Raw genomic sequence first — 13688 nt, 5'->3', positions numbered from 1 at the left:
CGGGCCGGGCTAGAGTTGACGGCATGACCCGCCCCGATCCCTCCGCGCACCGGGGCGCCCCCCTGCCCTCCGCGCTGGGGGCGTGGCGTCGCCGGCCGCAGCCGCCTCTGCGCCCCGTCACCCCGGCCCCCGCGGGACCCCGTTCCGCCGCAGCCGCCTCCCTGCCCACGGTGGAGGAGGTCTCCGCCGGCGGCGTCATCGTCCGCGAGCATGACGGCGGCCTCGAGGTGGCCGTGATCGCCCGCTACAACCGCGGTGGCCGGCTCGAGTGGTGCCTGCCCAAGGGCCATCCCGAGGGCGAGGAGGACCACCGGCAAGCGGCCGTGCGCGAGGTGGAGGAGGAGACCGGGATCGCCGGCCACATCCTCGAGCCGCTCGGCGCGATCGACTATTGGTTCACGGTCGCCCGGCACCGCGTCCACAAGACCGTGCACCACTTCCTGCTGCGCGCCACGGGCGGCGAGCTGACCACGGAGAACGACCCGGACCACGAGGCCGTGGACGTCGCATGGGTGCGCCTCGAGGACGTCGCGCGCCGCCTCTCCTTCGCCAACGAGCGCCGGATCGTCGACCTGGCCCGCCAGGTGGTCGACCAGCACTTCCCCCCGGGCGGTGCCCGGGGCCCCCGCCCCTGATCCACCGCCCCCGGCACGGGGCCTTCCGACCACGATTGGGTGACCCTTGAGCAGCAGACCCGCCCCGCGCCGAGCGCAGGACCCCGCCCACGCCGGCGTCGCCGACGAGGAGCCGACGACGACGGACCCCGCCCCCGCCACGGATCCGGCCGCCGTGGACCCCGCGGACGAGACCCCCGAGGGCGAGCGCCGCGCCGGCCGGTCCACCGCGATCATGGCCTCCGGCACGCTCCTCTCCCGCGTGCTGGGCCTCGTCCGTGCGACGCTGGTGACGGTGGCGATCGGCCTGTCCGCGGACATGGCCGACATCTTCGAGATCGCCAACTCCCTGCCGAACGTGATCTACCTGCTCCTGGTGGGCGGCGTGTTCAACGTCGTGCTCGTGCCGCAGCTGATCAAGCACGCCCGCGACGCCGACCGGGGCGCGGACTACACCTCCCGCCTGATGACGCTCGGCACGCTCGTGATGCTCGCCGGCACGGTGGTGGTCATGCTGGCGGCAGCCCCGCTCATGACGGCCCTGACCCGCGGCTGGTCGCCGGAGAAGCTCGAGATGGCCACCGTGTTCGCCCTGTGGTGTCTGCCCCAGGTGTTCTTCTACGGCATGTACGCGCTGGTGGGGCAGGTGCTCAACGCCAACGGGCGCTTCGGCGCCTACATGTGGGCGCCGGTGCTGAACAACGTCGTCGCGATCGGCGCGATCGTGCTGTACCTGGGCATGTTCGGGGCGTACCGGGCCGGGGACGACCTCGCCGGGTGGACGAGCGCACAGACGGTCGTGCTGGCCGGCGGCCACACCCTGGGCGTCGTGCTGCAGGCCGTGATCCTCTTCCTGCCGCTGCGCGGGCTCGGCCTGGGTCTGCGCCCGCGGTTCGGCTGGAAGGGCATCGGCCTGCGGGACACCGGCCGGATCGCCGGGTACACCCTGATCACGATGGTCGCCACGAACGTGGTGCTCCTGCTGTGCCAGCGGTACGTCACCTCCGCCACGGAGGCCCGCGACCGCGGCGAGCTGCGCATCCCCGGCACGGAGACCTGGAGCGCCGAGATGGCGCAGGCGGCCATCCCCGGTGTGGCCGCGTACAACATGGCGATGCTGATGGCCGTGCTGCCCCATTCGGTGTTCGTGCTCTCCCTGGCCACCGTGCTCTTCAACCGGTTGGCCCGCGCCATGGGCCGCCAGGACATGTCCGCGGTGCGGCGCACGACGGCGCAGGGTCTGCGCGCGTTCACCGTGCCGCTGATGTTCTGCCTCGCCGGCGTGGTGGTCCTGGCGGGCCCCCTGGGCCGCGTCTTCGGCTCGACGGCCGAGACGGCGATGGTGGCCGGCGTCGCGGTGGGCTCGGTCCTGCTCGCGCTGGCGCTGTCCATCCCGTTCCGCTCGGGCTCCTTCTACCTGCTGCGCGTGTTCTACGCCGCCGAGGACGCCAAGGTGCCGATGGTGGTCCAGGTCAGCGGCTCGCTCCTGATGCTGCTGCTCTCGTGGGCGGGCGCGATGCTGCTGCCGCTGTGGTCCATGGCCCTGTGGGTCGCGGTCGCCTCGTCCGTCTCGTACGTGTACCAGTTCGTCCTGACCCATGTGCTCACCGTGCGCCGGTTCGGGGACTACGGCCTCGCATCCGTGCTGCGTGCCCACGTCCAGACCGGCCTGGCCGCGCTGGCCGCGGCGGCCGCGGGCGCGGTCGTCGTGTGGCTGCTGGGCGGGTACACCGGCGGGTTCGCGTGGAACTCCATCGGGACGGCGCTGCTCACGTGCGCGGTGGCGGCCGTGGCGATGGGTCCGGTGTACCTGATGGTGCTGCGGGCCATGCGGTTCCCCGAGCTGGACGACGCCCTCCGGCCGCTCGTCGCCCGCGTGCCGGCGCTGGGTCGTCTGCTGCGCGTCGGCTGATCTCTGGCCGCGACGGCCACGCCACGTATCATCGGATTCCGACCCCGTCGTCAGGAGAAGAGCCCGTGCCCCAGCCCATCGCCGTCGGCGCCGTCCTGGGCGGCCGCTATCGCATCACCCAGCACGTGGTGACGTCCGCGGACCAGGACATGGTGTTCCTGGGCACGGACCAGGTGCTCAACCGCCGCGTCACCGTGCTCGTGGCCTCACGTGAGAACGCCACGCAGGTGGCCTCGTCCGCGCGGGAGCTGGCCACGGGCGAGCGCACCGACGACGTGCAGGTGCTCGACCTGGGCCTGTCGGAGGGCCGCACGTACCTGATCGCCGGCGGGGACCCCGACCCGGACGTCCTGCTGGGTCTGGCGTACCCGCAGGAGCTGTACGTGGAGCCGTTCCAGACGGACAGCCTCGGCTCCGAGCTGTTCGGCGAGTCGCGGACCGGAGACCCCCACGCCTACGACGACGACGAGGCGTACTACACCGACCTCGACCGCCGGCTCCGCGCGGACGAGGACGAGGCCCAGCGTCGTCCCGGGTTCCTGAACCGCCTCTCCGAGCGCCTCGCCGAGCGGGTCCGTCCCTCCGACGGCACCGCGGCGAAGGCGGCCGCCGGGGCGTCGGCCCTGGCCGCGGCGGACGCCGCCACCCGGAAGCAGCAGGAGGAGCGCGAGCGGGCGGAGCGGGAGGCCGCCGAGCGCGCCGAGCGGGAGCGCAAGGAGGCCGCCGAGCGCGCCGAGCGGGAGCGCAAGGAGGCCGCCGAGCGCGCAGAACGCGAGCGCAAGGAGGCCGAGGAGAAGGCCCGCGCCGAACGGGAGGCCGCGGAGCGGGCCGAGCGGGAGCGCAAGGAAGCCGCCGAACGCGCAGAACGCGAACGTCGGGAGGCGGAGGAGCGTGCCGAGGAGGAGCGCCGCGCCGAGGCCGAGCGCGCCCGTCGCCAGGCGGAGCAGGAGGCTGAGGAGCGGGCCGCGCGCGAGCGGGAGGCCGAGCAGGCCCGGCTGGCCGCGGAGCGGGAGGAGGCCGAGCGCCGCGAGCTCGAGCGCCGGGCCGAGGCCCGCCGTCGTGCCGAGGAGGAGCGGGCCCGGGAGGCCGCGGAGCGCGAGGCTGAGAAGCGCGCGGCCCAGGAACGCGAGGCCGCGGAGCGCGAAGCTGAGAAGCGCGAGGCCCAGGCGGGCACCGCCGCACTCCCGGCTGTCGCGGCGGGGGCCGCCGCCGCGCAGACCACCGACGCCGATGCCGACGGGGCCACGCCGCCCGTCGAGCCCGTCGAGCCCGTCGAGCCCGTGGCGGCCGAGAAGACCGACGCGCCGGAGCCGGTCGCCCCGGACACCGAGGCGATCCCCGTGCGGCGCCAGCGCCCCGTCCCCCGCCGAGCGATCGTGGCCGAGTCCGCGCCGACCGCCCACGAGGAGTCCCGCGGCACGGCGGCGCCGGTGGCTGCCGGGGCCGGGGTCGCAACGGCAGCAGGCGCGGCGGCTGCCGGTTCGACGGCCGCCGCCGCGGCTCCGGATGCCCAGGCCGCCCCGGCCACCACCGGGGGCGGCGACGGCGCCACGGTGGCCGACCCGGGCGACGGCCACGGCCGCACGCGCGGCGGCGGTCCGCTGGCCCTGCTCCTCGTGCTCGGCCTGCTGGCCGCACTCGTCGTGGGCGGGGTGCTGCTGGCCCAGAACCTGCGCGGCGGGCCGGCGCCGCAGGCCGCGTCGTCCGAGTCTGAGTCTGCGTCGTCCGAGTCCGCATCGGACACCCCGTCGCCGTCGGAGAGCACCAGCCCCTCCCCCACCCCGTCCAGCGAGAGCGCCGCGGCCGCCCCGCAGCCCGTCCAGGCCCTGCGCTCGGTGCCGGACCTGCCGGAGCACGAGGCCGAGCACGACGCGGACCTGAGCAACCTCATCGACGGCGACCCCACCACCGTGTGGCGCACCTTCGCCTACGCACGGCCGAACTTCGGCGGCTATGTGGAGAGCATGAACCTCGTGGTCCAGCTCGAGGAGCGCACCGAGGTGAACGAGGTGACCCTGCAGAGCACGGGGGCCACCGGTGGCGCCTGGTTCGCCTACATCGCCGACTCCCCCGAGGGCGCGAACGCCAAGGAGATCGGCAACGGCACCTTCGACCAGGACACCGTCTCCATCCCCGTGCCGTTCGAGGGCACCGAGGCCGAGGCCGAGTACGTGATCGTCAGCCTCACCTCGCTGCCCCAGCTGGAGGGCACGACGTCGGACCTCCCGTTCGGCCTGCGCCTCGGCGAGATCGCCGTCCGCTGACCCCGCGCCCGGGCGACGGCGCGCCGGACCTTCCGGCCGCCGTCGCCGGACGTCGTCGCACCGCGGCCCCGGCACCGCGGAATACCCGCCCGTGGCTCCGCCGTTGTCCTGGAGGAGCGTCCACCACCCCGATCCACTGGAGGAACCCGTGGCCCCCACCGCCCAGGACCAGAGCGTCCACAACGTCGTGATCGTCGGATCCGGCCCCGCCGGATACACCGCGGCGATCTACACCGCCCGCGCCGAGCTCTCCCCGGTCCTGGTGGCCGGGGCGGTGACCGCGGGCGGCGAGCTGATGAACACCACCGAGGTGGAGAACTTCCCGGGCTTCCCGGAGGGTGTGCAGGGGCCCGAGCTGATGGCGAACCTCGAGGCCCAGGCCCGCCGGTTCAACACGGAGGTGGTCTACGACGACGTCGTGCAGGCCGACCTGACGTCGAACCCCAAGGTGCTCACGCTCGGCGACGGCACCCAGCTGCGCACCCACGCGGTCATCCTCACGACCGGCTCCGCCTACCGGAAGCTCGGCGTTCCCGGCGAGGAGCGCCTCTCCGGCCACGGCGTCAGCTGGTGCGCCACGTGCGACGGCTTCTTCTTCCGCGAGCAGGAGATCGCGGTCGTGGGCGGCGGCGACTCCGCCATGGAGGAGGCCCTGTTCCTCACGAAGTTCGCGTCCAAGGTGACCGTGCTGGTCCGCAAGGACGAGCTGCGCGCCTCCAAGGTGATGGCCCACCGGGCCATGGAGAACGAGAAGATCGAGTTCCGCTGGAACACCGAGGTCACGGAGGTGACGGGTGACGACAAGGTCAACACCCTCCGCCTGCGGGACACCCGCACCGGCGAGGCGTCCACGCTGGACGTGACCGGCCTGTTCGTCGCCATCGGCCAGGACCCGCGCACGGACCTGGTGCAGGGCCAGGTGGAGCTCACGGAGCACGGCACGATCCGCATCGACCATCCGTCCTCGCGGACCTCCCAGCCGGGCGTCTTCGCCGCCGGCGACGTCACGGACCACACCTACCGCCAGGCCGTCACCGCCGCCGGCTCGGGCTGCGTGGCCGCCCAGGACGTGGAGCACTACCTCGCGACCGTGGCCGATGTGGAGGAGGCCGCGCCGGCCGGCCCGGAGTCGGACGCGAACCCGGCATGAGCCACTGACTCATGACCCCTGACGGAGCGTCATGAATCATGTCGATAACACCCCTGTCCACCCTCGTCAGACACAGAACAAACCCCAGGAGGCTGCCATGAGCACCATCACCGTCACCGACGCCGACTTCGACCAGAAGGTCCTCCAGTCCGAGCTGCCCGTCCTCGTGGACTTCTGGGCCGAGTGGTGCGGCCCGTGCCGCATGCTCGGGCCCGTCCTGGAGGACATGGCCGTGGAGCACGAGGGCAAGGCCGTGATCGCCAAGCTCAACGTGGACGAGAACCCGGCCATCGCCGCGCGCTACGGCGTCACCTCCATCCCGCTCGTCGTGGGCTTCCAGAACGGCGAGAAGGTCGTCGAGTCCGTGGGCGCCAAGCCCAAGGCCGCGCTGGAGAAGGAGTTCTCGGCCCTGCTCGGCTGAGCCCCTCCCCCACTCACCACGACGGCCCCGCCACCCGAGAGGGTGGCGGGGCCGTCGCGCGTCGATCTTCAGGACAAGCGGCGGGTGCCCGTGGACGCCGTCCGCGGGAGGTCCGGATCAGGACTTCTTGCCCTTCCCCTTGCCGTCCTCGCCGTCCTGAATGAGGTCCATGATGCGGTTCAGGTCCTCCACGGTGGTGAAGTCGATGGCGATGCGGCCCTTGCGCGCGCCGAGGGTGATCTTTACGGCGGTGTCCAGGCGGCTGGTGAGCGCGGTGGCGTAGTGGTCCAGGCGCTCGTGGCGGGCGTCGTCCGTGCTGCGCCGCGGCGTGCGGCCCGGCCGGAGCCCGCCCTGCAGTTGCGCGACAGCCTCCTCCGTGGCCCGGACGGACAAGCCCTCCGACTGGATCCGCTGCGCCAGACGCTCCATGTCCGACGGGTCCGTGAGACCGAGCAGCGCACGCGCATGGCCGGCCGAGAGCGTGCCGGCGGCCACGCGACGCTGCACGAGGGGCGGCAGCTTGAGCAGCCGCAGCGTGTTGGAGATCTGCGGACGGGAGCGGCCGATGCGCTGGGAGAGCTCCTCCTGCGTGCAGGCGAAGTCCTCCATGAGCTGCTGGTAGGCGGCGGCCTCTTCGAGCGGGTTCAGCTGGGAGCGGTGCAGGTTCTCCAGCAGGGCGTCCCGCAGGAGGTCCTGGTCCGGGGTCTGGCGGACGATCGCCGGGATGGTGTCCAGACCCGCCTTCTGGGTGGCGCGCCACCGGCGCTCGCCCATGATCAGCTCGTAGGGGGTGGGGCCGTCCACCTCGCGCACGACGATCGGCTGCAGGATGCCGACCTCGCGGATCGAGGTGACCAGTTCCGCCATGTGGTCCTCGTCGAACACCTCACGCGGCTGCCGCGGGTTGGGGTGGATGTCCCCCACCGGGATCTCCCGCAGGACCGCGATGTCCGCGGACACGGTCCCCTCGGTCGCGACGGGGTCCGCGGTCGAGTCCGCCGGTTCCTTCCTCGACGACGTCGCGGAGGTGGCACGCTTGCTGGGCGCCTTCACCGTCGGCATGGCCGGACGCCCCTTGGTCGGCCGCGCCGCGGGTGCATCCTCGGAGTCTGCGGAGAAGAACACGTCGACGGGACGCTGCGCGGGTCGCGAGGCACGCTTCGACGAGGTGGGCCCTGCCTTCGTGGCGGACGTGGCGTTCCGGCCAGTCGCAGCCGTTGATTTCCCGGCCTGTGTCGTTCGGCCCGCGGTCTTCCGCTGCGAGGCCGACGGGGCGGGCTCGTTGGACTCCCCTGGCGTCTCGGTCGTCGCGGTGCTCCGCGTCGATGTCGTGGTTGCCTCCGCTGCCGCGGCAGCCTTCGGGCCGCTCTTCACCGGCACCGCAGAGTCCCTCGGGGAGGAGGCCTCGGCGTTCTCTTCCGGGGCTTCTACAGTGCTCTGGATCAGGGCGCCGAGGCCTCGCCCCAGGCCTCCTCGACGGCTCGTCTTCAACGGGTCCTCCTGCAGTGAGTGGGTCTGCGATCAGTGTAGGTGAGCGGCCTGGTCTCGATGGTCCCGGGCGGCGGGAAGACACTTCTCAAGGAGCTCTGGCCCTGACCGCCGGGGGGCGCGCGAGGGCCTGACACGTGCAAGGGGCGCGGCGAGGTTCGGGCCTCGGTTCTGGGGTGAGACGTCCGCATTGGGCTCGGATGGCAGGATGCGGGCGCGCGGACAGCACCTGCCGCGAGCGTGAGTGTTTCACGTGGAACACTCCGAGTGGGGGCGCTTCGGAAGGGTGCCGCTGCAATCCTCAAGACCTCCTCATGTTCCCTCTCGAGGTTCACTCGTTTCACATGAAACGCGAGCCCGCGACGACGAGCGGGCGGTATCAGAATCACGGTTGTTCAGTTTGTTTTTCATGTATTCCCGGGCCGATCAGCCCTCCGTGCGGACGGTACTCAGATCGCTGGCTACCCGCATGATGATGTGCTTCATCGGACGCGCAATGGCGGACCAGCAGCGAAGCACTCGTCCGACTTCCCCTCGGTGTGATGTGAACACTCGAATCGCCGAACGGATGAGCTCGGCCTGCTCGTCGCTTCGCCGTCAGTGCTTCCTCACACCCGCGCAGCTCACGAATTGAACGCTGCTTCACCATCCGCGTTTCACGTGAAACACGGACGAGTCTGTCATCCAAGTACGACATGAGTTCGGGTGGGCCACGTGCTCGCTCACCCGCAAGTCAGTGCCACATTCCTGCGCCATTCTCAGTCAGCTCGCTCCCGGCACGGATCGTGTGCTCCCTGGATCGCCTGGGATTGTGACCTCGCGGCACGGCGCTTTCACCCGAAGCTCGTTTCACGTGAAACGTATCGTTCGAAGAATCGACCGTGCGCTCATCCATGGAAGCTCGCCCACCAGCGGGTCGCACCCCGAGGCCGGCGTGCGCAGGGTCCTCTATATCTTGAGAGGTTCAGACTTGCCGCGTCGCTGATGGTACTGGCTCGATCTAGTGAGCCCCGATCACCGGTCGTTCAGTTTCACGTGAAACGGCTGGGAGGGAACGCCGGGTCGCGGGTCGCATGTCGGGGCAGCGAGCATCCACTTCCGCCGTTGACAGTACTGCTCGATGTGGTCGCCGATGTCACGGGCGGCAGTACAGTGACGCGGCCGGCGCTCCACCCCACCCACTGACTCCATCCGTCCTGTCAGCTGAGGCCGCCCATCAAAGTTTCAGGACCGCCTCGTGGGGAAACTGGGTCTTCAATGCCTCCATCCGCGTACAGCTGCGGTCAGGGATCGACGCTAGGTGAGCGCGGAACCACCGTGTTTCACGTGAAACCCCCGGCGACCGGCCGATTACTCGACGCCCTGGTTCCCACGTCGCTGCAAGACAGAACCACACGGCCCGCCCCATCCCGCACGGAGCCGCCGCGGGCTTCCCGGGGGGCCTCCACCGCAGTCACCATTCACACGCCGTCCCCGTGCCCAGTCGTCAGACGCGACAGGAGACTGAGCAGGGCTCATCAGCACCGCAGAGGCATCTACGGCCGCACACCCTAGACGTACACTGTCCACAGATGTTGTCCACATATCAACATCGACGTTCGCTGGTGACCACGTCAAGACGCTTGTTGGCCAGCTCAACCACTTGTCTCTGTATACACTGGGGGCACACGACCGCGCTTCCTCACTGGAGGCTCTCTTTCTCCGCACACAGGAATGCACAGCCGAACTGAGCTTCAGGCGCCCCCAATCGGCCCCTCCAACTCAGACGAATCACAGGAGACCACCTCGCCGCTCACGTGCCCTCTCGGACACGCTGACTGACAGACCGGCCGCGCACCCCCGCGACGGCACTCTGACTCGAGCTCCGCTCTGGCCCCCGATTCCCTGCACGTCACCGACGGCGAGGAGGTCTGACGTGGGGGGAGGGGGCACCCAGCCACGGCACCCGGCCTGCTCGACGGCTGCATTCTCGGGGCTGCCACGAGCCCGCCTGAGGGGCAGGGACGGGCCATGCCCTGCACGTCCGCACCAGCCGGCCAGGACGTTCCCTACGAACCGCGCAGCTCCCGAGGCGCACCTCAACGCACGGTGCACCGCCGGCCGGCCATCACAGCCGCGGTCCCGCTCCAGGGCAAAACCGTCCTCCCCGTGACTTCGTGCGTCGCCGCCCCTGCTACCCCCACGCCCGGCGACAGATGCGCCCCGCCCACGACGGAGCGGCAGAGGGCTCGGCCCAGGGGAGGAGAGGGCGGCATGTCTGTCGGAAGCGGTCGACCACGGGCACCCCTCCCCATCGTCCCGCCGCGGCGGCACCACGCGCGCACCCTCAGAGAGGGCCGTTTCACGTGAAACACGGCCGTCCGCCATGCCCAGCGATTCCGCTTGTCTTTTCACCCCTCATCCCCCGGGCCGCACTCACTCACGACGAAGCCCGCCGGGGGATCGCTCCCTCCGGCGGGCTCCGTCGTCGTCGGCAGCGCCATCCGGCGACCGCAGCAGCGGGTCGCCTGCGCGTCAGCCCTTCACGGCCGGGGCACCGCGGCTGGCGATCTCTGCAGCCGCCTCCCGGTACGCCACGGCGCCGGCCGAGGCCGGGTCGTAGGTCAGCACCGTCTGCTGATAGCTGGGGGCCTCGGAGATGCGGACGTTGCGGGGGATCGCGGTGTTCAGCAGCTGCTCCGGGAAGTGCGTCCGGACCTCCTCCGCCACCTGCACGGCGAGGTTGGTCCGCGCGTCGAACATCGTCAGCAGGATGGTGCTCACCTGGAGGCGCGGATTCAGGTGCTTCTGGATCATCTGCACGTTCTTGAGCAGCTGGGAGAGGCCCTCGAGGGCGTAGTACTCGGCCTGGATCGGGATGAGCACCTCCTCGGCCGCCACGAACGCGTTGACCGTCAGCAGGCCCAGGGACGGCGGGCAGTCGATGAACACGTAGTCCAGCCGCTCCTGGCCGTCCTCCTCGCGCCAGGCGGTGTACGCCTCGAGCGCTCGAGACAGTCGCTGTTCGCGGGCCACCAGCGAGACCAGCTCGATCTCGGCACCGGCCAGGTCGATCGTCGCGGGCACCACCTGCAGGCCGTCCACGTCCGGGGCGTCCTGCACGACGTCCTGGATCTCCATCTCGCCCAGGAGCACGTCGTACACGGAGGCCACGTCTCCGGTGTGGGGGATGTTCAGCGCGGTGGACGCATTGCCCTGCGGGTCGATGTCGACCACCATCACCCGCATGCCCGCGCGGGCGAGGGCCGCGGCGAGGTTGACCGTCGTCGTCGTCTTGCCGACGCCGCCCTTCTGGTTGGACGTCGTGAACACGCGGGTGCGGTCGGGGCGCGTCAGACGGCGCCGCTGGAGCCGCGCGGGCTCCTCGGCGTCGGCGCCGCCCTTCTCGGCGGTCCGGCCGGTCCACTTCTGGCGCAGGGCCCTCCAGGCCCCACCCCGGCTCTCCTGCTCCTGCGCCATGCGGCTCTACCTCCTGGGTCGCGGGTGTGCGGATCTGCTGCCGCCCGGCCCGTCCCGTCCCGGTGGGGGAGGGGTCAGCGGGGACGCGCGCTGACGCGCACGACGGTGGTGGTCTCGGGCAGCAGGCCCTCGCCCACCGTGAGGATCTCGGGCTCGGCACCACCATACTTGCGCAGGACCTTGCGGGCGGCGGCGATCTCGTCGGCCGCGGAGCGGCCCTTGATGGCCAGCAGCTCCCCGGCGCCCTGCAGCATCGGCATGGTCAGCGGCACGAGGGTCTTCAGCGCGGACACGGCGCGGGCGGTCACGACGTCGACGTCGAGGTTCCCGGAGACCTGCTCGGCGCGGCCGCGGATCACGTCCACGTTCTCCAGGCCGAGGTCGGCGACCACCATGTCCAGCCACTCCACGCGCCGCTCGAGCGGCTCGATGAGCAGGAACTGGCAGTCGGGGCGCGCGAGCGCGAGGCACAGGCCGGGCAGGCCCGCACCGGAGCCGACGTCGGCCACGAGCGCACCCTGCGGGAGGAGCTCCTCGACCACGGCGCAGTTCAGGACGTGGCGCTCCCAGAGACGGGGCGCCTCGCGCGGACCGATCAGGCCCCACTCGATGCCGGTGTCCGCCAGGTGGGCCACGTACGCCTCGGCCCGGGGGAGGGCCTCGCCGAACAGCTCGACGGCGGCCGGCCGCAGCGCATCGGTCAGCGGCGGTGCCGGCTGTCCCACGGGTGCGGGACGGTCGCCCCGGTCCCGCGGATCCAGCCCGGGGCGCCGCTCGTAGGCCGAGCCCCGCTCAGTCATCGGCGGAGATGACCACGTGCCGGCGGGCGCCCTCGCCCTCCGACTCGGAGGTCAGGCCGGCGTCCGCGACGACGTCGTGGACGATCTTGCGCTCGTACGCGCCCATGGGCTCGAGGTGCACGGGACCCTCGCCGGCGCGGACGCGCTCGACGGCCGCCTGGGCGGCGGTGCGCAGGGCGACGTTGCGGCGCTCCCGGTGCCCGCAGACGTCCAGGATCAGCCGGGAGCGGTGCCCCGTGGCGGCGAGCACGGCCAGCCGGACGAGCTCCTGCAGGGCCTCCAGGGTGCGGCCGTCGGGACCGACGAGGCCGTCCAGGCGCTCGTCGTGGTCCTCGGAGACGACGGACACGTACGTGCGCCCGTCGCGGACCTCGATGTCGATGTCCCCGTCCAGGTCCGCGATGTCGAGCAGCTCCTCGACGTAGTCCGCGGCGACGTCGCCCTCCTCCTCGAGGCGGCGCACCGCCTCCGAGACGGCGGCATCGTCCTGCTCCGCGACGCGGGAGCCCTGGCCCGCGGGGGTCTCGACGACGGCGTCCTCGGCCTCGGGGGCCGGGGTCACGTTCTCGGCGGACATGCTCACTTCCTCCTGCGGTTCTTGCGCTGGGGCTGGACGCGCTGACCCGACTGGCGGACGACCTCACCGTTCAGCACGGCACCGCCGCGGCCCGCCTGGGTGTGCGCGGACGAGGGCGTGGCCTCGGCGTTCGACACCTTCTGGCCCACGGGGGGCAGGCCCTTGGCGGCGCGGCGCTCGTTGAGCTCCTTCTCGGCGAGGGAGCCCGGGGTCGGGTTGTTGCGGATGATCCACCACTGCTGGCCGACGGCCCAGAAGTTGGAGTAGGTCCAGTACAGGAGCACGCCGATGGGGAAGTTGATGCCGCCGATGCCGAAGATCAGGGGCATGGCGTAGAGCATGATCTGCTGCGTCTGCATCATCGGGCCGGAGAGGGCCTGCTGCGTCATGTTCTTCGTCATGAGCATCTTCTGCATGAAGAACATCGAGCCCGACATGAGCAGGATCAGCACGATCGCCGTGACGATCACGGGCCCGCTGCCCGGCGCGCCGAGCGAGTTCATGAAGGTGTCCGACATGCGGGCGCCGAAGATCGTGGAGCCCTCGAAGGAGCGGATCTGGTCCGCGGACAGGGCGTCCATGGCCTCGCCGCGCTCGGCCGCGCCGCGGGCGCCGATCAGCACCTGGTACAGCGCGAAGAAGAACGGCATCTGGATCAGCAGCGGCAGGCAGGCGGCGAACGGGTTCGCCTTGTGCTCCTTCATGAGCGCCTGCTGCTCCATGGCCATGGCCTGGCGGGAGAGCTGGTCCTTCTTGCCCTTGTACTTGGCCTGCAGCTTCTGCAGCTCGGGCTGGATGGCCTGCATGGCGCGCTGCGCCTTGATCTGCTTGACGAACAGCGGGATCAGCAGGGTGCGGATGAGCACCACCAGCAGGAGGATGGACAGGGCCCACGTCCAGCCGGAGTCCGCGGGCAGGCCCGCGAACTCCAGGATGCTGTGGAACGCCCCGAGCAGCCAGGACATCAGCCAGCGGAACGGGGAGAGGATGGCTTCGAACATGG

10 protein-coding genes are annotated in these 13688 nt (G+C 71.5%); 5 read left to right on the top strand and 5 right to left on the bottom strand.

The features are described 5' to 3' along the window. Nucleotides 1–23: 23 nt before the first annotated feature. The 5 genes from OVA32_RS01660 to trxA all read left to right on the top strand — a co-directional run bounded on the left by OVA32_RS01660 (nt 24) and on the right by trxA (nt 6361). A complete protein-coding gene (locus tag OVA32_RS01660) occupies nt 24–635 on the top strand; it encodes an NUDIX hydrolase (RefSeq protein ID WP_041102508.1) in 612 nt (203 codons plus the stop codon). Between the two features lie 46 nt (nt 636–681). Further along, a complete protein-coding gene (gene murJ / locus OVA32_RS01655; RefSeq protein ID WP_020621895.1) occupies nt 682–2526 on the top strand; it encodes a murein biosynthesis integral membrane protein MurJ in 1845 nt (614 codons plus the stop codon). A 65-nt stretch (nt 2527–2591) separates the two neighbouring features. Beyond that, nucleotides 2592–4790: a hypothetical protein gene (locus OVA32_RS01650; RefSeq protein WP_206481300.1), complete on the top strand. Its 2199-nt coding sequence runs from the start codon at nt 2592–2594 to the stop codon at nt 4788–4790. A gap of 148 nt (nt 4791–4938) precedes the next feature. Continuing rightward, nucleotides 4939–5940 carry a thioredoxin-disulfide reductase gene (gene trxB, locus OVA32_RS01645; RefSeq protein WP_078025342.1) on the top strand — a complete coding sequence of 334 codons (1002 nt, stop codon included), beginning with the start codon at nt 4939–4941 and terminating at the stop codon, nt 5938–5940. A 31-nt stretch (nt 5941–5971) separates the two neighbouring features. Then, nucleotides 5972–6361, top strand: a complete 390-nt coding sequence (gene trxA / locus OVA32_RS01640; RefSeq protein WP_324287923.1) for a thioredoxin — start codon at nt 5972–5974, stop codon at nt 6359–6361. Between the two features lie 117 nt (nt 6362–6478). Here trxA and OVA32_RS01635 read toward each other — a convergent pair whose 3' ends face one another. From OVA32_RS01635 to yidC, 5 genes are all read right to left on the bottom strand, one after another. Beyond that, nucleotides 6479–7852 carry a ParB/RepB/Spo0J family partition protein gene (locus OVA32_RS01635; RefSeq protein WP_081097781.1) on the bottom strand — a complete coding sequence of 458 codons (1374 nt, stop codon included), beginning with the start codon at nt 7850–7852 and terminating at the stop codon, nt 6479–6481. 2511 nt (nt 7853–10363) lie between these two features. Then, on the bottom strand, nt 10364–11308 hold the full coding sequence (locus OVA32_RS01630; protein ID WP_036384450.1) for a ParA family protein: 945 nt from the start codon (nt 11306–11308) through the stop codon (nt 10364–10366). 74 nt (nt 11309–11382) lie between these two features. Further along, nucleotides 11383–12108, bottom strand: a complete 726-nt coding sequence (gene rsmG / locus OVA32_RS01625) for a 16S rRNA (guanine(527)-N(7))-methyltransferase RsmG (RefSeq protein WP_095353493.1) — start codon at nt 12106–12108, stop codon at nt 11383–11385. Then, complete coding sequence (locus OVA32_RS01620) at nt 12101–12685, bottom strand: protein jag (protein ID WP_049145024.1); 585 nt, start codon at nt 12683–12685, stop codon at nt 12101–12103. The genes rsmG and OVA32_RS01620 overlap by 8 nt, the downstream gene beginning before the upstream one ends. 2 nt (nt 12686–12687) lie before the next feature. Beyond that, the gene (yidC, locus tag OVA32_RS01615) at nt 12688–13686 is read right to left on the bottom strand and encodes a membrane protein insertase YidC (protein WP_010079777.1); all 999 of its coding nucleotides are present in this window, start codon (nt 13684–13686) and stop codon (nt 12688–12690) included. Nucleotides 13687–13688: the final 2 nt, after the last annotated feature.

Source organism: Micrococcus sp. SL257, assembly GCF_026625585.1.
GTDB classification, from domain to species: domain Bacteria; phylum Actinomycetota; class Actinomycetes; order Actinomycetales; family Micrococcaceae; genus Micrococcus; species Micrococcus luteus.
The sequence above is the reverse complement of the archived record's forward strand: the minus strand, read 5'-3'. Positions and strand labels throughout refer to the sequence as shown.

Bases quoted from the DNA above. Each gene is read 5' to 3' on its own strand.
- OVA32_RS01630 (WP_036384450.1), bottom strand. From the start codon at position 11,308: ATGGCGCAGGAGCAGGAGAGCCGGGGTGGGGCCTGGAGGGCCCTGCGC.
- trxA (WP_324287923.1), top strand. From the start codon at position 5,972: ATGAATCATGTCGATAACACCCCTGTCCACCCTCGTCAGACACAGAAC.
- OVA32_RS01660 (WP_041102508.1), top strand. From the start codon at position 24: ATGACCCGCCCCGATCCCTCCGCGCACCGGGGCGCCCCCCTGCCCTCC.
- rsmG (WP_095353493.1), bottom strand. From the start codon at position 12,108: ATGACTGAGCGGGGCTCGGCCTACGAGCGGCGCCCCGGGCTGGATCCG.
- OVA32_RS01620 (WP_049145024.1), bottom strand. From the start codon at position 12,685: ATGTCCGCCGAGAACGTGACCCCGGCCCCCGAGGCCGAGGACGCCGTC.
- yidC (WP_010079777.1), bottom strand. From the start codon at position 13,686: ATGTTCGAAGCCATCCTCTCCCCGTTCCGCTGGCTGATGTCCTGGCTG.